The sequence below is a fragment of the Tateyamaria armeniaca genome, assembly GCF_045797845.1.
Taxonomy (GTDB): domain Bacteria; phylum Pseudomonadota; class Alphaproteobacteria; order Rhodobacterales; family Rhodobacteraceae; genus Tateyamaria; species Tateyamaria armeniaca.
In genome coordinates, this window is record NZ_JBHDIY010000002.1 from 3,491,085 (window position 1) to 3,507,879 (window position 16,795).

Here is a 16,795-nt window from a genome sequence, read left to right on the forward strand (position 1 = left end):
CCCCACAGGGCCGATCCGCCAAACGCGCAGCACATACCCCTTGCGAGAACGCCCAATACACAGCCCAAAATGAAATGAGGCGCGCAAGCCCGGCAGGGCCTGCGCGCCTCTCAATCAGATAACGCGGGTTGGATCAGCCGCGTGCGCGGCCCACCAGTGCCCAGACAGCGGGCAGAACAAGGGCTGCCAGCGCCAATTTCAGCGCATCACCAATCAGGAACGGTGTCAGACCCCATGCAAGGATCGGCTTGTCCCAGCCATAAAGCTGACCGAGCCACAACAGGCCCGGCACATAGATCAGCACCGTGCCGATCAGCATCGCCAGCGCCATCCAGAGCACCGAGCGATCCCAGCCGCGCTGCGCCAGTGCGCCGAGTGCCAGCGTGGCCAGCACATAGCCCACCAGGTAACCGCCCGTGCCGCCCATCATATATGTAAGCCCCGCAGCCTCGGCCGACGATCCGGCAAAGATATCAAAGCCAAGCGCGCCGATGATCATGTAGGCAAGGATCGTCACCAGACCCAGACGCGCGCCATAGGCGGCCCCGATGGTCAGAACCGCAAAGGTGCCCATGGTGATCGGCACCGGCCACATCGGCACTTTGATCTTGGCCGCGACAGCCAGAACAAGGACACCCACCAGCACCAGAACCACTTGCTTGACGCGCAGGGCCGTGCCCTCATCCGCGCCAAGAACGTCGCTCAGCACTCTGTTATTCCACGTTTTTTCCATGAACTCTCGCCTTGTGATGTGAAAACCTTGGCCAGTTGTGCCAAGGCGGCAGGGTTTCTGCAAGTGCAAAGGGCGCCCGTCAGGCCGGTGCGGCGCGTGTATAGTGGCTGATCATCGCGTAGGCCTTGCGTGGCCCGCGCACGTCATAGCGCACCGTGAATGCGGGCCAGTCGGCAAAGTCATAGGTCACCAGATAAGTGTCAGGATCGCAGAAATGCGTGGCCTGCCCCCCGGCAGCTGGCACCACATGAAAGTCGCGCCCATCCTCGAAACGCACCGACAGGTCATCGCCCCACAGGTACCGCCGCTCTGCCGTCATCGGCGCTGCCCCCTCCAGTCGCAGAATGCCGCTCTCGCTGTATTCCGCCCCGCCCTGCACTGCGCGCCATGTTGCCTGCCCGGCAAAGGACGCAGGCGGCCCCGAGGCCGGGATGATCTGCCGTGTGATCTCCCAATCTCCCAGAAAATCGGACAGGCTGCGCTCAGTCGGCATAGGTGGCTTCGGTGATGTCATCAGCGTCCCCGACAAAGCGCAGGGCTGCGTCCGCACGCTCCAACCCATAGCAGGCCCACAAATCCGAAGGCGGCCATTGGCTGCAATATTGATCATCCTCGATCCGCCAGTTTCCCCAACTGTCACGTCCGTTCGTCGTATACAGCGTCTTGCCCGATGCGCGGAACTCCTGCGTTGCGTTCGCATAGACCAGCTTTTGCCCCTCAAGGGCCGCGCGTATCTCCGCTCCGGACAACGCAACCCAGTCGGCTGCGGCACTTTCGGGCGCACAAAGCGCGAGGATCAGGGCAAAGCGTCTCATGACCATAGCCTTATCTTGTCGTTCCAGCATGCGCAGTCTAAGAGCGCCGGGACATATCCGACAGTCAAGAAAAAGGTGCCCGACATGATCCCACGCTATTCCCGCCCCGACATGGTCGCGATCTGGGAGCCGGCCACCAAGTTCCGCATCTGGTTCGAGATCGAGGCCCATGCCTGCGATGCCATGGCCGATCTGGGTGTGATCCCGCGCGAAAATGCCCAAGCGGTGTGGAAGGCCAAGGACGTGGAATTCGATGTTGCCCGCATTGACGAGATCGAGGCGGTGACCAAACACGATGTCATCGCCTTTCTCACCCATCTGGCCGAACATGTCGGATCGGACGAGGCCCGCTTTGTCCATCAGGGCATGACGTCTTCGGATGTGCTCGACACCTGTTTCAACGTGCAGCTGACCCGCGCCGCCGATCTGCTGGTGGCGGACATCGAAGGGCTGCTCGCCGCCCTCAAACGCCGCGCACTTGAGCATAAGGATACGGTGCGCATCGGGCGCAGCCATGGCATTCACGCCGAACCCAGCACGATGGGCCTGACATTCGCGCGCTTTTATGCCGAGATGGATCGCAACCTGTCGCGCATGCGCGATGCGCGCGCCGAGATTGCCACCGGCGCGATCAGCGGTGCGGTTGGTACATTCGCCAATATCGATCCGGCAGTCGAGGAACATGTCTGCGACAAGCTGGGTCTGGTGCCCGAGCCGATCTCAACCCAAGTCATCCCGCGCGACCGTCATGCGGCCTTTTTCGCCACTTTGGGCGTTGTTGCATCCAGCATCGAAAACATCGCGACCGAAATCCGCCACATGCAGCGCACCGAAGTGCTTGAGGGGGCCGAGTTCTTCTCCATGGGCCAGAAGGGCTCAAGCGCGATGCCGCACAAGAAGAACCCGGTGCTGACCGAGAACCTGACCGGCCTTGCGCGCATGGTGCGCAGCGCCGTGATCCCGGCGATGGAGAATGTCGCCCTGTGGCACGAGCGTGATATTTCCCATTCCAGCGTCGAGCGGATGATCGGCCCCGATGCGACCATCACACTTGATTTCGCGCTGTCCCGCCTGACCGGTGTGATCGACAAGATGCTGATTTTCCCTGAAAACATGCTCGACAACATGAACAAATTCCCGGGGCTGGTGATGAGCCAACGGGTGCTGCTGGCCCTGACCCAGGCCGGGGTCAGCCGCGAGGACGCCTATACTTACGTGCAGCGCAATGCGCTGAAAGTGTGGGAACACCGGACCGATTTCAAAGAGGAATTGCTGGCCGATGCGGATGTGCTGGCCGCCCTCAGCGCCGACGAGATCGAGGAGAAATTCGACCTCGGCTATCATACCAAGCACGTGGATACGATTTTTGCACGCGTCTTTGGCGAGGAGTGAGGCCGCCAAAACGCCTGTAAAACATGCGCAATGGGTGCGCCATACTGCGCCTGCGCCACAAATCGTTTTGATCGGCGCGCGATCTGCCCTACCCTTACGTCACCTGAACATAGGAGACGACTGATGACGACCAAGACATGTTTTATGGCTCTTGCCCTCACCCTCGCCCCCGCTTTGGCGTTCGCCGAAGGCTGCAATTATGGCAAATACGATCAGCAGGCCATGTCCTGTGCGGCCGGAACCACCTATGACGCCAGCACAAAAACCTGCCTGCCGACCACCAGCTAAGACAGACACGTCAGCATATCACGGTTTCGTGATCGCATAAATCAGGGGCGCGCGGGGTTACCCCGTTACAATCAACCAAGCGCGTCCAATTTCGGAGACCTGACCATGCTACGTACCCTGATCCTGACCACTGCCATCGCTCTGCCCCTTGCCCTGCCCACAACCGGCTTTGCCGCAGGCGGCGAAAGCGAAGTGAAGCCGAAGAAAACCGAAACCACGCAGAACTGCCTTCAGGCCCGCCAGTGGGATCCGGAGATCAAGAAATACGTGCGCTTTTCGCAGCCTGTGAACGGCGTGTGGGATGCAGACATCCGCAAATGCGTGCGCCCCGACAAGACCTCGCATCTGGACAGCGACACGCTTTACAAGGCCATTCGTGAACTGGCCTATGCGGGCCGCTACGGCGAAGCGATCGAGGTGCTGGACCAGATGCCCGATCAGCTTGACGACCGTGTGCTGACCTATCGCGGCTTTACCGCGCGCAAACTGGGCGATCTGCAACAGGCCGATCTGTATTACGAGCAGGCGCTGACCGTGAACCCCGACAACATTCTGGCGCGTTCCTATATGGGTCAGGGCAAACTGGCCGCAGGTGACAAGGTTGCCGCAATGACGCAGTTGCGTGAAATCCAGGCGCGTGGCGGCGCGGGCACATGGGCCGAGGCGTCATTGCGTCAGGCGATCCAGTCGGGCGAAACCTACAACTATTGATCCCTGCCCCGGTCATTGGTTGAGAGTTTTTCAACCATTGCCTGCCAGAACTGTGCCAAACAGCTTCAAGGCGGGTCATGACTGAACTGGTACCTATGACCGCCGCCCCTGCTTTGATGCAATCGGGCGGCGGCTCTTCTTTAACGACCGCGAAACTCAGCCGCCGGGCCAAGGCGGCCATTGTCGTGCGTTTGTTGCTGAACGAGGGCGCCGATATTCCGCTTGAGGATCTTCCCGACGAATTGCAGGCCCATCTGACCAAGGCGATGGGATCGATGCGGATGGTCGACCGCGATACGCTGAAGGCCGTTGTCGCCGAATTCGCAGAAGAGGTGGAGCGGATCGGTCTGAGCTTTCCCGGCGGGATGGCGGGCGCGCTGAGTGCGCTTGACGGCAAGATCAGCCCGCACACCGCCGCGCGCCTGCGCAAAGAGGCGGGTGTGCGGGAAAGCGGCAATCCATGGGCCCGCATCAAGACGATGGACAACGATCTGCTGGTGCCCGTGCTTGAAAACGAAAGTGTCGAGATTGCTGCCGTCATGCTGTCCAAGCTGGATGTGAGCAAGGCCGCGGCACTGCTGGGCAAACTGCCCGGCCCGCGCGCGCGCCAGATCACCTATGCCGTGTCCAAGACCAACGCTGTCAGCCCCGAGGCGGTGGAACGGATTGGCCTGTCGCTGGCGGCGCAACTGGACGCGCGCCCGGTCAAGGCCTTTGATGACGGTCCGGTCGAACGCGTGGGCGCGATCCTCAATTCGACCACGTCGATGACGCGTGACGATGTGCTTGCGGGTCTTGATGAATCCGACGAGGGGTTTGCCAATGCCGTGCGCAAGGCGATCTTTACCTTTGCCAACATTCCCGACCGTATTGCGCCGCGGGATGTGCCCCGCATTCTGCGCGATATTGAACAGAGCGATCTGGTCACGGCCCTTGCCGGTGCGGGCAATATGGGGCTGGAACGGACAGTTGAGTTCATCCTCGAAAACATGTCCGCGCGCCTTGCCGACCAGCTGCGCGAAGAGGTGGCAGAGGCCGGAACGCCCAAACCCGCCGATGCCGATGCGGCGATGTCCGCCGTGGTCACAACCATTCGCGCGATGGAATCTGCGGGCGATTTGATGCTGGTCAGCCCGGATGAAGGGTAGCGGATCGGGCTGCCGCGTTGCACAACGGCACAGTTATGTGCCCGCTGTGGTCTCTGGTGGTAAACTGCGACGCCGTTGGGTGCTGTAGTGTTGTTTCGGTTCACACAGGACGAGCGGTGACAGTGGTATGCCTGCCGTCTGATCCATCGCGCAGGCGCTGATGCGCGACACTGTCACGGATCGGATGCCTGCACGTGGCCCCCCCACCGCATTTCCCCTGACAACCCGCATTCCCTTCGCCGCGCAAACCCCCTATGGCACCATCATGAGCCACGCCACACCTCCTCCCACCCGCTCCATTCTGCTCGCGGTTGCGGCGATCTTTTGCTTTGGGCTGATGGATGTCGCGGTCAAGGCGGTGAGCCCGATGACCGGCACGATCCCGGCCCTTTGGGCGCGCTATGCCGGGCAGATGATCATCGTGATCCTGCTGGTTGCGCCGCGCCTGCGCCACGTGGTCCGCAGCCAGTATCCCAAACTGCAGATCACCCGGTCGGTCCTGTTGATGATGGCCACCTTCTTCTTTTTCCTCGCGCTGGGACAGATCGGTCTGGCCGAGGCGACGGCCATCATCATGGTGAACCCGCTGCTGATCACACTGGGCGGTGCGTTGTTTCTGGGCGAGGCGTTGGGGCCGCGCCGCATCTTTGCAATCGTGCTGGCCCTAGTCGGGGCGCTGATCGTGATCCGCCCGGGAACGGACGTGTTCCAACCGGCCAGCATTCTGCCCCTGCTGGCTGCCTTCTGTTTCTCGAGCTATACCCTGATCACACGGCGGCTGGGGCCGGACGAAGATGTCTGGACCTCGCTGTTTTACACCGGTCTGGTGGGCGCCGTGATCCTGACGGCAATCGTCCCGTTCCACGTGCCGCCGCTGAACGGTGCAAGCATCGCCTTGTTGTTCATGGTCGGCGCGGCAGGCACGGCCGGTCAGTTGATGCTGATCCGCGCCCTGTCCATGGCCGAGGCGGGGCTGCTGGCCCCGTTCAACTATGCCGGCATCGTCTTTGCCGTCATCTGGGGGCTGGTCCTGTTTGGCGAAGTGCCCGATGCGCTGACCCTGCTGGGCGCGCTTGTGATCGCTGGGGCGGGGATTTATGTCTGGCACCGAGAGGCGCGCGCACCCCGCACGCGCTGACATCAAGGGCGCGCATGCGGCACGAAGCAGACGACATTCCGGCGCTGACCAAGGCGGGCTATATCGCAACGAACGCCGTTGCGCGCGCCTTTATCAATGCGGCACTGGCCCTGCCCTATCGCTGGCGCGTGCCCTTTCTGGGATGGGTGATGGCCCACGTGATCGGGCCTGCCGCCGGGTTCCTGAAGCGCGCCGAAGGCCATGTCGCCTTTGCCATGCCCCACCTGCCCCACGCCGAACACCGCCGCATCGCGCGCGAAAGCCTGAACAATACAGGACGCACCCTGATCGAGAACTATTCAACCAAGGATCTGCTGGCCCGCCAGAAAGGGGCCGCGGTGTCGGGGGGCGGTTTTGAGCATCTGCAACAGGCGGTGGAGCGCGGCCAGCCCGTCATCATGGTGACCGGGCACTTTGGCAATTACGAGGCGGTGCGCGCCGCCCTGCTGGGGGCCGGGTTTGATGTCGGCGGGCTTTATCGCGATATGTCCAACCCCTATTTCAACGAGCATTACGCCCGCACCATGCACGACCTCGGCGGTCCCGTCTTTGCCCAAGGGCGCAAGGGCACGGCGGGCTTCGTGCGCCACCTCAAGGCGGGCGGCCAACTGGTGTTGCTGTTTGACCAACACGTCTTTGACGCGCCTGTTCTGGAATTTCTGGGCCATCCTGCCCGCACGGCTGTGTCCGCAGCCGAACTGGCCGTGCGCTACAACGCGCTGCTGATCCCGTTTTACGGCATTCGCGCTGCGGATGGCCTTTCGTTTGACTGCGTGATGGAAGAACCCATTCCGCATTCTGATCCGCTGACTATGACGCAGGCGATGAATGACAGTATCGGTGCGCGCATCCGCGCCCATCCCGGTCAGTGGCTGTGGGTGGCGCGCCGCTGGCGCACGCAAGGTTACGAACAGGGCCCGGTGTCAGACCCTACCTGATCTGCACGGCTGCAAGGATCGCACCGTGCCGCCCGTCCTGCACCATGACGACCACGGGGATGTCTCCGGCGGCCTGTGCTTCAAGCTCAAGCTCGGTCACGCCATCCCATTCCTGCAGGATTTTCCAGTCTTCGGTGACATTTGCATAGGTCAGCGTGTGCCCGGCATTTTCGCCGCGCGTGATCCGGGCCGTCCGTTCAGGCTGGTAGCGCAGCATGTGGATCAGCATGTCCGCATTCTGTTGCGTGCTTGTGGCAACGATCCGCACCTTATCGCCCGCACGTGTCGCCGTCAGCGCGACAGGCGAGGTGCGTGCGCTGTGATCGGCAATCGCCTTGGACAGATCCATCGGGCGTGCGCCGACAATGTCCGTGGTGCCGTTGATGATCATCTGCGGGGTGTAGACCGACCGCCGCCCGGCCTCTGCCGCATACCCGCGCTGGCGATCCGAATTGGCCGGATCGGCAAATTCGTCTTTCCAGCCGATATAGTCCCAGTAATCCACGTGCAGCGCGAGCGCGATCACGTCATCCCGTTTGGCCAGTTCGTGCATCAGCTTGTCCGCCGGTGGGCAGGACGAACAGCCCTGCGAGGTGAACAGCTCCACAACTACCGGGGATTGTGCCGAGGCAGGTGCCGCAACCGCACCTAAGACGGCAAAGACCAGAGGGATCAGATATTTCATAAAGGGCAGCCCGGGTTTTTTGTTTGTCACACTTAGCGGTGTCTGACCCACATACGAAAGCCCATGCGATTTCGCCAATCAATGTTTGTTGAGCGTATGTGACAGTACAATCTTTCGAACTTGCCGCACTTTCGGTACACCATGGTATACAAAATCGTCGCAGATGGCTCAATTCCAGTTGAACCAATGCCCCGCTTGAGGCATGAGGTGACCAAACTGCCCCCCGCCGCCGCAAGGAAAGGATTCCCCCATGCCCATCACAGTTGGCCACGACAGCTCCAAGACGCGCAAGACGCTTACCGCTGGATCACAGTCCGTTGACTACTATTCCATCCCCGCCGCGACCGAGGCCGGGCTTGGCGACTTTTCCAAACTGCCCGCCGCCCTGAAGGTGGTGCTGGAAAACATGCTGCGCTTCGAGGACGGCAAGACCGTCAGCGTCGACGACATCAAGGCATTTGCCGAATGGGCCGACAAAGGCGGCCAGAACCCGCGCGAGATCGCTTATCGCCCTGCCCGCGTGCTGCTGCAGGATTTCACCGGCGTGCCTGCGGTTGTGGACCTTGCGGCCATGCGCGACGCCATCGTCTCCCTTGGCGGTGATGCGGAGCAGATCAACCCGCTGAACCCTGTCGATCTGGTTATCGACCACTCGGTCATGATCGACGAATTCGGCAACCCGCGCGCCTTCCAGATGAATGTGGATCGCGAATACGAGCGCAATATGGAGCGCTATACCTTCCTCAAGTGGGGCCAGAACGCGTTCAACAACTTTCGCGTCGTGCCCCCCGGCACCGGCATCTGCCACCAGGTGAACCTTGAATACCTGGCCCAGACCGTCTGGACCGACACGGATCAGAACGGCACCGAGGTCGCATACCCCGACACGCTGGTCGGCACGGACTCGCACACCACCATGGTCAACGGCGCGGCCGTTCTGGGCTGGGGCGTTGGCGGGATCGAGGCCGAGGCCGCAATGCTGGGCCAGCCCATTTCGATGCTGATCCCCGAAGTTGTCGGGTTCGAATTGACCGGCACCATGATGGAAGGCACCACCGGGACCGACCTTGTGCTGAAAGTGGTTGAGATGCTGCGTGAAAAGGGCGTCGTCAGCAAATTCGTGGAATTTTATGGTGAGGGTCTGAACCGTCTGCCGCTCGCGGATCGTGCGACAATCGCCAACATGGCCCCTGAATACGGCGCCACCTGTGGCTTCTTCCCCATCGACAATGAAACCCTGCGCTACTTGCGCAACACAGGCCGGGATGAGGACCGCATCGCGCTGGTCGAAGCCTATGCCAAGGAAAACGGCATGTGGCGCGGCGATGATTACGCCCCTGTCTACACCGACACCCTTCACCTTGATATGGGCACCATCGTGCCTGCGATCTCGGGCCCCAAACGCCCGCAGGATTTCGTGGCGCTGACAGATGCCAAGGCCGCGTTCAAGCGCGAGATGGAAGAGACCTTCAAGCGCCCCATGGGCAAGCAGGTGCCTGTCGAGGGTGAAGATTACACCATGGAATCCGGCAAGGTCGTGATCGCCTCGATCACGTCGTGCACCAACACCTCGAACCCTTACGTGATGATCGGGGCCGGCTTGGTGGCGCGCAAGGCCGCCGCCCTTGGTCTGGATCGCAAGCCGTGGGTCAAGACATCGCTTGCGCCCGGAAGCCGAGGTTGTGTCGGCCTATCTTGAGGCTGCCGAATTGCAGGACGATCTGGACAAGATTGGCTTCAACCTTGTTGGTTATGGCTGCACCACCTGCATCGGTAACTCCGGCCCGCTTCAACCCGAGATCAGCAAGGCGATCAGCGATGGCGACCTAGTTGCCACCGCCGTTCTGTCCGGCAACCGCAACTTTGAAGGGCGGATTTCGCCGGACGTGCGCGCCAACTACCTCGCTTCGCCCCCGCTTGTGGTGGCCTATGCGCTGGCGGGCACGCTGGACATTGATCTGTCGTCCGAGCCGCTGGGTCAGGACAAGGACGGCAATGACGTCTACCTGAAAGACATCTGGCCATCGACGCAGGAGATCGCGGAACTGGTAGAGGCGACCGTGACCCGCGATGCCTTCCAGGAGAAATATGCAGAAGTCTTCACCGGTGACGAGAAATGGCAGGGCGTCGAGACCACGGACGAGCTGACCTATGACTGGCCGCCCACCAGTACGTATGTGCAAAACCCGCCCTATTTCCAGGGCATGGGGGCCGAACCGGGCACGATCAGCAATATCGAGGGGGCCAAAGTGCTCGCGATCCTCGGTGACATGATCACGACCGACCACATCTCGCCCGCCGGGTCGTTCAAGGAAAGCACGCCCGCAGGTCAGTATCTGATGGACCGTCAGGTCGCCCCGCGCGAATTCAACTCTTACGGGTCGCGCCGTGGCAACCACGAGATCATGATGCGCGGCACCTTTGCCAACATCCGCATCAAGAACGAGATGCTGGATGGGGTTGAAGGCGGCTATACCAAGGGTCCGGACGGCGAACAGACCTCGATCTATGATGCGGCCATGGCGCATCAGGACAACGGCACCCCGCTGGTGATCTTTGGCGGTGAGCAATACGGCGCCGGATCATCCCGCGACTGGGCGGCCAAGGGCACGGCCCTGCTGGGTGTGAAGGCGGTCATCGCCGAAAGCTTTGAGCGTATCCACCGTTCGAACCTTGTGGGCATGGGTGTAATTCCGTTCGAATTCACCAATGGGGACACCCGCAAATCGCTGGGTCTGACGGGCGAGGAAACCGTTTCGATTTCCGGGCTCGACACGATCAAGCCGCTGGAGGTTGTGCCCTGCACGATCACGATGGGCGATGGATCAACCAAGGACATCCAGCTGAAATGCCGGATCGATACGGCGATCGAGATCGAATACATCGAACATGGCGGCGTGCTGCATTACGTGCTGCGCAACCTCGCGCAGGCGGCCTGATACAGGACGAGCCCAGTCTTTCGAAAATCACGCGAAAAACCCGCTTCTGGCGGGTTTTTTGATGCGAATCGTATGGGTCGCGCGCCCGATTCGAACCGCATTTCACAGCAACAATTGCCGGGCACTGCGGCCTTTGACCCGCCAAGGGTGAACAATTCACACGCGACGCGGGAATTATTTCAGCCTCTGGTTTCATGTGAATTGAATCGTGGCGAAATTTAGACATAAGCGATGCCACATGATAAATTAACGAACTGTTAATCTTATTGGGTGTGTTCCGTGAAACGTATTCTTCTTTCTGCCGTCACTTGTGCTGTGATGGGTTCTGCCGCCTCTGCGGCCACTTATGTGCTCGACTTCGATGCTGATCCGAACAATGCGGCCGAAGTCGCCAGCCTCGACAGTTCGGCCACGCAAGCCATTTCCAGCCCCCGCGACTTTACCGACGCCGGCGTGACCTGGCGCGTCGAGATCCAGCGGTGGCGCAGGCGTTGGCCTGTTTGACACAACCTGCAGCTACGGCTTTGGCACCAATGGTTGTGCCGGTGACGCCGACCTTGAAGTGTTCAACCAGATGAATGCCGACGGCGTGGCGGGCAACGTGCTGATCCAGCAGGAGGCGGGCAATCCCGGTCGCCCCGACGATGATGCCAACACCAGTTTTCTGACCCTGACCCTGCTGAGCGACATCACGCTGGAATGGACGGGCGCGTCGTCGCTGGATGACGGCTACTACCTGTTCAACTTCGGCGCACAGCTGCTGGGCACAATCGACAACGGCAATGGCAGCGCCTTTGACAATACGACGGGCTCGGTCGATTTCGCATCGACCGCCCTGCTGAGCCAGAACGACACGATCACCGTATTCTTTCAGCGCAGCGCAACCGACACCCGTGGCGCATCGGGTGCGGTCGACAATTTCCGGTTCAACGTGGTGCCAGCGGTGCCCGTTCCGGCGAGCCTGCCCTTGCTCGTGGGTGGCATCGGTCTGATGGCGTTCATGCGCCGTCGCCGCAAAGCATAGATTAAAGATTTTTCAGCACGCAGCGCGCCCGGGCATTAAGTGTCCGGGCGTTATTTTTGCGCCTGCGCCTCTTCCAGCGCGGGCACAAAGCGCTGCTGGTAATCCGACCCCACCAGCGGCCCGATATAGCGGAACAGCACAGTGCCGTCGCGGCCCAGAATGAACGTCTCTGGCGGGGCTGTCACACCCCAGTCAATGGCCGAGCGGCCCGCAGGATCAAAGGCGACACCGACAAATGGATTGCCGTCCTCGTCCAGATATTTCGTTGCTGCACTTTCGGTGTCGCGAAAATTCACCCCGATGATCGGCACCCCCGCGGCGGCCATTTCCAGCAATTTGGGATGTTCCGCACGGCAGGGCGGGCACCACGAGGCCCAGAAATTTACCAGCGTGACTTCTCCGCTGGCGAGCATGTCGGGCGTGACACCGGGCAGATCGCCCAGCGTGTCTTCGGTCAGCGCAGGTGCCGGACCGCCCAGACGGGTCGAAGGCAATTCATTGGGATTGTCACGAAACATGCCCACGGCGGCCAGCGCCACGAACCCGGCAAAGATGCCGATGGGGGCCAGCATGAGGGGCGACAGTTTAGCCATTGCGCCCGGTCCGTTTCTCGACCTCGGTCATCTGCGCGCGCACGCGTCGCCCGCGCCACAGGCTAAGCCCCACGATGGCGACCAGCAGCACAATCGACACCGCATAGGCCGACAGGACAGCATCCGCGTATTTTCCCAGATCAGGCATCATACCCCCTGCTCCACCCCGCGCCCTTCGCGCGCGATCAGCGCCCGCGTGCGCCGCACACGGATTTCCGTGCCCGTGCGATAAAGCACAAGCGCGAGAAACAGCAGCACAAAGCCCGCGATGCACACCAGCAGCGGCTGGTAAAACACATCCGCCACATTCTCTTCCTTGTCCAAGGAAAGCGACGCCCCCTGATGCAACCCCTGGTTCCAGAAATTCACCGCATAGCGGCTGAGCACCGCAAACACAGTGCCTACCAGACACAGGATCGAGGTCAAATCGGCACCCGTGTCCGGGTCCTCAATGGCCTCCCACAGGGCGATGTAACCAAGGTAGAACAGGAACAGGATCAGGAACGAGGTCAGGCGCGGATCCCAGGCCCACCATGTGCCCCACATCGGCTGGCCCCAGATCGCGCCGGTGAACAGCGCAATCAGGGTCATCACCACACCCACGGGTGCAGCGGCCTTGGCCGCAAGGGCGGACACGTGATGGCGCCGCACGATCCAGATCAGCGAGGCGACCAGCATCATGAACCACGCGTTGATCGCCATCAGCGCACTTGGCACATGCAGGTAAATGATCTTGACGGTGGAGCCTTGCCGGAAGTCATCCGGGGTGAAGAAAAAGCCCCAGATCAGGCCGACCACAAGGCAAATGCCCGACGACCACCACAGCCACGGCATGACCCGTTCGCTTAAGGCCAAGAACTTGACCGGGTTGGCATATTCCCACAACGACATGTGTCCTGCTTACGTCCTCGTGTGCCCCATCTCAATCAAAATGCGCGTTATCTGAGGTTCACGCGCAGCACGGCCCCTGCGGCAAAAGGCATCAACGCCAGAACCGCGCCCGTGATCCCTGCGAGAAACAGCAAAGGGGTCGCCGGATCAAGGTCTTGGGCAGCGCGCCGCGCGGCCTCCGCCCCAAAGATCAGCGTGGGCACATAGAGCGGCAGGACCAGCAGCGACATCAGCAGCCCGCCCCGCTTGATCCCCACGGTCAGCGCTGCGCCAAAGGCCCCGATCATCGATAATGCGGGGGTGCCAAGGGCAAGGCTGATCACCAGCACACCGTACCCGGCGGGCGCAAGGTTGAGCAACACGCCCAGCATCGGGGCCGCCAGCACCAGCGGCAGGCCCGTCGTGACCCAGTGGGCTGCGGCCTTGACTGCAATCACCCCTTCCAGCGGTAGGGGCGAGGTTGCCAGCAGGTCCAGCGCCCCGTCTTCGAAATCCACCGCCAGCAGGCGATCCAGTGACAACAGGCACGCCAGGAGCGCGCCCAGCCACAGCACGCCCGGTGCGATGCGGGACAGCAGATCAGAGGATGGACCGACTGAAAACGGCACGAGCACCACGACAATCAGGAAAAATGCAAGCCCAAGGCCAAAACCGCCCCCGGCGCGCAGGGCAAGGGCCAGATCGCGCAAGAACAGCGCCCTCACAGGAACGCCTCGTCCGCGGCGGCAACGTCAAGCGCGTGGGCGCGGTAGGGTGTGACATCCAGCACATCCGCCTCAAGCCCCAGATCGATATGCGTGGCGATCAGGGCGGCACCCCCGGCCGCCATATGCGCGCGCACCGCGTCCGCGAACAGGGCCACCGATGCCGTATCCAGCGACACCGTCGGTTCATCCAGCACCCAAAGCGGACGGCCTGTCACCATCAGGCGGGCAAGGCCAAGGCGGCGTTTCTGACCGGCAGAGAGTTGACCGGCGCGCCGGTCTGTCAGGCCTTCAAGATCAAAGGCGCGCAAGGCCGGATCAATGTCGCGCTGCCCGAAGACAGCGGCCCAGAACCGCAGGTTCTCAGCCACGCTCAGCGCCGCCTTCAACCCATCGGCATGGGCGGCATAGGCCACCTGGTCTTCGCCGCCCTGCACCCGGCCACCCATGGGCGGCTGCAGACCCGCAACAGTGCGCAGCAGCGTCGTCTTGCCCGATCCGTTTGGTCCGCGCAGCACCAGCGTCTGCCCGGCATGCAGGTCAAAGGATACACCGGCCAATACCGGCACACCCCCACGGCCCACAACCAGATCGGTGACTTGCAACTCCATGATCCATGGCTAACCGATTGAGAGGCCTGTCAAAAGCCCCTGCTCCTTCATCTCGCCAAATAAACTCCGGGGGAGGCGCGGATGCGCCGGGGGCTGGCCCCCGACCCGGTCTCAGACAGGCAGCATCGCCAGGGCAACGCGCCGTCCCTCGCTCAGCAGCACGTTATAGGTGCGGGCCGCCGACGGCGATGACATGACTTCGACGCCGATCCCGGCAGAGTCCAACTGTTCGCGCAGACTGGCAGGGATATGCGCGATTTCGGCGCCTGTGCCGACAAACAGCACATCGACAACGCCCGACAGGGCCAGCAGCGCATCGACATCCTCAAACCCGCCCCAGGGTCCGGTGCTGGCAGGACCGGTCAGAACGCCGCCCTCGATCACCTCGCCGCCGATGCGAAAGAACCCGGGCCCATAGCCCTCGACCGGTTTGGCGTCAGTAAATGTGATCTCGTTCAGGCGCATGGGCTCAACTCCAGACTGGCAGCCCGACAATAGCCGAAGCCGCAATCACGATATAGGCCACCATGCGGAAAAGTCGCTCGGCAGAGGGATCAAACAACTTGGCCCCCAGCACATTGGCGCACATGTAAAGTGGCACGCAGAGCAAGCCCACCGTGATCGCAAGGACATCCAGCAGGCCCGCCGCGATGAAGATCACGATCATCAGCAAATCGATGCCCAGCAGATACAGCAGGAAATTCGCGCGGATCACGGCAATGGGCAGCGCACTTGCCATGTACAGCATGATGACCGGTGGCCCGGGCACACCCGCGATCCCGCCCAGAAATCCCCCCACCGATCCAACCCCGACAACGCCAGACGGACGCAGGGTGCCGCCATAGCGCCATCCGCTCATCACCAGTGCGAGCAGCACCAGAACGATCACAGACACCGACCAGCCGAAAATCGCAGGGTCCAGCATCGACAAGCCCCAGAGGCCCAGCGGCAAACCCACTGCCGCCCCGGCAAGCAGCATCAGCGCCTCGCGCGGGGCGCCTGTGCGCAAGGCCGAGCGCAGATTGGGCAGCGGCCCCCAGAATTCCACCACGGTCAGAAAGGCGAGCGCCGCAAACGGATCCAGAACCGACGATGCAGCAGGCATGATGATCAGGGCAGAGCCGAAGCCCGTGAACCCGCGCACCAGCCCCGCTGCCGTGATCGCCCCGACCAACCACCACAGCCCCGGCAAGGCCAGGGCTGTGACGATCAGATCAGGCATCTATGTTGGCGTATTGGTTGCCCGCATTCGCATCGGGCTTGTCCCAGTTGCGCTTGACCCCCAGCCACAACAGGATGGTCGAGGCGACAAAGACGGAACTGTAGGTCCCCACGATCACACCCCAGATCATCGCAAAGACAAACCCCCGGATCACGTCGCCGCCCAGCACATAAAGCGAAATCAGCGCCAAGAGCGTGGTGACCGAGGTCATCAGAGTCCGGCTGAGCGTCTCGTTGATCGAGATGTTGAGCACTTCGTTCAACGGCCGTTTCTTGTATTTGCGCAGGTTTTCCCGCACCCGGTCGAACACGACCACCGTGTCGTTCAGCGAATAGCCCACGATGGTGAGCAAGGCCGCGATGATGGCCAGATCAAACTTGATCTGAAGTTCGGAAAAGACACCGATGGTCAGGATCACGTCATGAACAAGGGCCGCCACGGCCCCCAACGCAAACTGCCACTCGAACCGCAGCCAGATGTAGATCAACACCGCCGCAATAGCGAGGACGACAGCCAGCGCCGCCGTCTGGATCAACTCGCCCGAGACTTTGGGGCCCACGGATTCGACCGACACGAACTTGATATCCGGCACCGCCTCGGCAAGTGCTGCCTCGACTGCAAAGATGGTTTCGGGCGTCACCGCCTCTTGCCCGTCCTGCGCCTGAATGCGTACCATGGCCACGTTCTGATCCGCATCAAAGGTGGGGTCGAACACTTCGGTGATCGAAATATCCCCCAGCTCAAGCGGCGTCATCGCGTCGCGGTAAATCCCGATGTCGATGGGCTGGGTGCTTTCGGTCCGGATCGTCGTCCCGCCCCGGAAATCAATCCCGAAGTTCAGGCCCTGAATGGCAAAGGACACAAAGCCGATCACCACCATCAGCGCCGAAATCCCAAGCCACAGTTTCCAGCGGGAAAAGAAGTCGAACGACGTGTCTTGTCTGATAAGTTTCAGGCGCATCT

General features: G+C 61.7%; 20 protein-coding genes and 1 pseudogene. 9 read left to right on the forward strand and 12 right to left on the reverse strand.

Features of this window, described 5'->3' with window-relative positions:
* Positions 1–133 precede the first annotated feature (133 nt).
* The 3 genes from ACERZ8_RS17765 to ACERZ8_RS17775 all read right to left on the reverse strand — a co-directional run bounded on the left by ACERZ8_RS17765 (position 134) and on the right by ACERZ8_RS17775 (position 1,548).
* Positions 134–733, reverse strand: coding sequence for a biotin transporter BioY (locus tag ACERZ8_RS17765; RefSeq protein WP_407593475.1), 600 nt, complete (start codon positions 731–733; stop codon positions 134–136).
* Between the two features lie 79 nt (positions 734–812).
* The gene (locus ACERZ8_RS17770; RefSeq protein WP_407593476.1) at positions 813–1,226 is read right to left on the reverse strand and encodes a DUF6314 family protein; all 414 of its coding nucleotides are present in this window, start codon (positions 1,224–1,226) and stop codon (positions 813–815) included.
* Positions 1,216–1,548 (reverse strand): hypothetical protein, encoded by a 333-nt coding sequence (locus ACERZ8_RS17775; RefSeq protein ID WP_407593478.1) that lies wholly within the window; start codon positions 1,546–1,548, stop codon positions 1,216–1,218. Before ACERZ8_RS17775 ends, ACERZ8_RS17770 begins: the two co-directional genes overlap by 11 nt.
* 84 nt (positions 1,549–1,632) lie before the next feature.
* Between ACERZ8_RS17775 and purB the strand changes: the two genes are divergently transcribed.
* The 6 genes from purB (at position 1,633) to ACERZ8_RS17805 (ending at position 7,163) form a co-directional block, all read left to right on the forward strand.
* Entirely contained in the window at positions 1,633–2,940 is a 1,308-nt protein-coding gene (gene purB / locus ACERZ8_RS17780) for an adenylosuccinate lyase (protein WP_407593480.1), read from the forward strand.
* Between the two features lie 123 nt (positions 2,941–3,063).
* Positions 3,064–3,228, forward strand: coding sequence for a hypothetical protein (locus ACERZ8_RS17785; RefSeq protein ID WP_407593481.1), 165 nt, complete (start codon positions 3,064–3,066; stop codon positions 3,226–3,228).
* 105 nt (positions 3,229–3,333) lie between these two features.
* A complete protein-coding gene (locus ACERZ8_RS17790; RefSeq protein WP_407593482.1) occupies positions 3,334–3,939 on the forward strand; it encodes a tetratricopeptide repeat protein in 606 nt (201 codons plus the stop codon).
* Positions 3,940–4,016: 77 nt separating this feature from the next.
* On the forward strand, positions 4,017–5,087 hold the full coding sequence (locus ACERZ8_RS17795) for a flagellar motor switch protein FliG (RefSeq protein WP_407593483.1): 1,071 nt from the start codon (positions 4,017–4,019) through the stop codon (positions 5,085–5,087).
* 160 nt (positions 5,088–5,247) lie between these two features.
* Complete coding sequence (locus tag ACERZ8_RS17800; RefSeq protein WP_407593484.1) at positions 5,248–6,225, forward strand: DMT family transporter; 978 nt, start codon at positions 5,248–5,250, stop codon at positions 6,223–6,225.
* 14 nt (positions 6,226–6,239) lie between these two features.
* Positions 6,240–7,163 (forward strand): lysophospholipid acyltransferase family protein, encoded by a 924-nt coding sequence (locus ACERZ8_RS17805; RefSeq protein ID WP_407593486.1) that lies wholly within the window; start codon positions 6,240–6,242, stop codon positions 7,161–7,163.
* On the opposite strand, the gene ACERZ8_RS17810 is transcribed toward ACERZ8_RS17805, so the two are convergent.
* A complete protein-coding gene (locus ACERZ8_RS17810) occupies positions 7,156–7,848 on the reverse strand; it encodes a DUF1223 domain-containing protein (RefSeq protein ID WP_407593487.1) in 693 nt (230 codons plus the stop codon). The two genes, ACERZ8_RS17805 and ACERZ8_RS17810, sit on opposite strands and share 8 nt — an antisense overlap.
* Positions 7,849–8,098: 250 nt before the next feature.
* Here ACERZ8_RS17810 and acnA point away from each other — a divergent pair.
* The 3 genes and pseudogenes from acnA to ACERZ8_RS17825 all read left to right on the forward strand — a co-directional run bounded on the left by acnA (position 8,099) and on the right by ACERZ8_RS17825 (position 11,811).
* Positions 8,099–10,787, forward strand: a pseudogene (gene acnA, locus ACERZ8_RS17815) (aconitate hydratase AcnA).
* Between the two features lie 279 nt (positions 10,788–11,066).
* A complete protein-coding gene (locus ACERZ8_RS17820) occupies positions 11,067–11,291 on the forward strand; it encodes a YciI family protein (protein WP_407593488.1) in 225 nt (74 codons plus the stop codon).
* A 70-nt stretch (positions 11,292–11,361) separates the two neighbouring features.
* Positions 11,362–11,811 (forward strand): VPLPA-CTERM sorting domain-containing protein, encoded by a 450-nt coding sequence (locus tag ACERZ8_RS17825; RefSeq protein WP_407593489.1) that lies wholly within the window; start codon positions 11,362–11,364, stop codon positions 11,809–11,811.
* Between the two features lie 50 nt (positions 11,812–11,861).
* Here the strand turns inward: ACERZ8_RS17825 and ACERZ8_RS17830 are convergent, their stop codons facing one another.
* The 8 genes from ACERZ8_RS17830 to secF form a co-directional block, all read right to left on the reverse strand.
* On the reverse strand, positions 11,862–12,404 hold the full coding sequence (locus ACERZ8_RS17830) for a DsbE family thiol:disulfide interchange protein (RefSeq protein WP_407593491.1): 543 nt from the start codon (positions 12,402–12,404) through the stop codon (positions 11,862–11,864).
* Entirely contained in the window at positions 12,397–12,555 is a 159-nt protein-coding gene (gene ccmD, locus ACERZ8_RS17835) for a heme exporter protein CcmD (RefSeq protein ID WP_407593492.1), read from the reverse strand. Before ccmD ends, ACERZ8_RS17830 begins: the two co-directional genes overlap by 8 nt.
* Positions 12,552–13,295, reverse strand: a complete 744-nt coding sequence (locus ACERZ8_RS17840; RefSeq protein WP_407593493.1) for a heme ABC transporter permease — start codon at positions 13,293–13,295, stop codon at positions 12,552–12,554. Before ACERZ8_RS17840 ends, ccmD begins: the two co-directional genes overlap by 4 nt.
* A gap of 47 nt (positions 13,296–13,342) precedes the next feature.
* Positions 13,343–13,999: a heme exporter protein CcmB gene (gene ccmB / locus ACERZ8_RS17845; RefSeq protein WP_407593495.1), complete on the reverse strand. Its 657-nt coding sequence runs from the start codon at positions 13,997–13,999 to the stop codon at positions 13,343–13,345.
* Positions 13,996–14,610 (reverse strand): heme ABC exporter ATP-binding protein CcmA, encoded by a 615-nt coding sequence (gene ccmA, locus ACERZ8_RS17850; RefSeq protein WP_407593496.1) that lies wholly within the window; start codon positions 14,608–14,610, stop codon positions 13,996–13,998. The genes ccmB and ccmA overlap by 4 nt, the downstream gene beginning before the upstream one ends.
* A gap of 111 nt (positions 14,611–14,721) precedes the next feature.
* The gene (locus tag ACERZ8_RS17855; protein WP_407593497.1) at positions 14,722–15,075 is read right to left on the reverse strand and encodes an Mth938-like domain-containing protein; all 354 of its coding nucleotides are present in this window, start codon (positions 15,073–15,075) and stop codon (positions 14,722–14,724) included.
* A 4-nt stretch (positions 15,076–15,079) separates the two neighbouring features.
* Complete coding sequence (locus tag ACERZ8_RS17860; RefSeq protein ID WP_407593498.1) at positions 15,080–15,832, reverse strand: TSUP family transporter; 753 nt, start codon at positions 15,830–15,832, stop codon at positions 15,080–15,082.
* On the reverse strand, positions 15,825–16,793 hold the full coding sequence (secF, locus tag ACERZ8_RS17865) for a protein translocase subunit SecF (RefSeq protein WP_407593499.1): 969 nt from the start codon (positions 16,791–16,793) through the stop codon (positions 15,825–15,827). The genes ACERZ8_RS17860 and secF overlap by 8 nt, the downstream gene beginning before the upstream one ends.
* Between the last annotated feature and the right edge of the window lie 2 nt (positions 16,794–16,795).

Coding starts and splice junctions, on each gene's coding strand:
- ACERZ8_RS17765 (WP_407593475.1), bottom strand. CDS start 733: ATGGAAAAAACGTGGAATAACAGAGTGCTGAGCGACGTTCTTGGCGCG.
- ACERZ8_RS17770 (WP_407593476.1), bottom strand. CDS start 1,226: ATGCCGACTGAGCGCAGCCTGTCCGATTTTCTGGGAGATTGGGAGATC.
- ACERZ8_RS17775 (WP_407593478.1), bottom strand. CDS start 1,548: ATGAGACGCTTTGCCCTGATCCTCGCGCTTTGTGCGCCCGAAAGTGCC.
- purB (WP_407593480.1), top strand. CDS start 1,633: ATGATCCCACGCTATTCCCGCCCCGACATGGTCGCGATCTGGGAGCCG.
- ACERZ8_RS17785 (WP_407593481.1), top strand. CDS start 3,064: ATGACGACCAAGACATGTTTTATGGCTCTTGCCCTCACCCTCGCCCCC.
- ACERZ8_RS17790 (WP_407593482.1), top strand. CDS start 3,334: ATGCTACGTACCCTGATCCTGACCACTGCCATCGCTCTGCCCCTTGCC.
- ACERZ8_RS17795 (WP_407593483.1), top strand. CDS start 4,017: ATGACTGAACTGGTACCTATGACCGCCGCCCCTGCTTTGATGCAATCG.
- ACERZ8_RS17800 (WP_407593484.1), top strand. CDS start 5,248: ATGCGCGACACTGTCACGGATCGGATGCCTGCACGTGGCCCCCCCACC.
- ACERZ8_RS17805 (WP_407593486.1), top strand. CDS start 6,240: ATGCGGCACGAAGCAGACGACATTCCGGCGCTGACCAAGGCGGGCTAT.
- ACERZ8_RS17810 (WP_407593487.1), bottom strand. CDS start 7,848: ATGAAATATCTGATCCCTCTGGTCTTTGCCGTCTTAGGTGCGGTTGCG.
- ACERZ8_RS17825 (WP_407593489.1), top strand. CDS start 11,362: ATGAATGCCGACGGCGTGGCGGGCAACGTGCTGATCCAGCAGGAGGCG.
- ACERZ8_RS17830 (WP_407593491.1), bottom strand. CDS start 12,404: ATGGCTAAACTGTCGCCCCTCATGCTGGCCCCCATCGGCATCTTTGCC.
- ccmD (WP_407593492.1), bottom strand. CDS start 12,555: ATGATGCCTGATCTGGGAAAATACGCGGATGCTGTCCTGTCGGCCTAT.
- ACERZ8_RS17840 (WP_407593493.1), bottom strand. CDS start 13,295: ATGTCGTTGTGGGAATATGCCAACCCGGTCAAGTTCTTGGCCTTAAGC.
- ccmA (WP_407593496.1), bottom strand. CDS start 14,610: ATGGAGTTGCAAGTCACCGATCTGGTTGTGGGCCGTGGGGGTGTGCCG.
- ACERZ8_RS17855 (WP_407593497.1), bottom strand. CDS start 15,075: ATGCGCCTGAACGAGATCACATTTACTGACGCCAAACCGGTCGAGGGC.
- ACERZ8_RS17860 (WP_407593498.1), bottom strand. CDS start 15,832: ATGCCTGATCTGATCGTCACAGCCCTGGCCTTGCCGGGGCTGTGGTGG.
- secF (WP_407593499.1), bottom strand. CDS start 16,793: ATGCGCCTGAAACTTATCAGACAAGACACGTCGTTCGACTTCTTTTCC.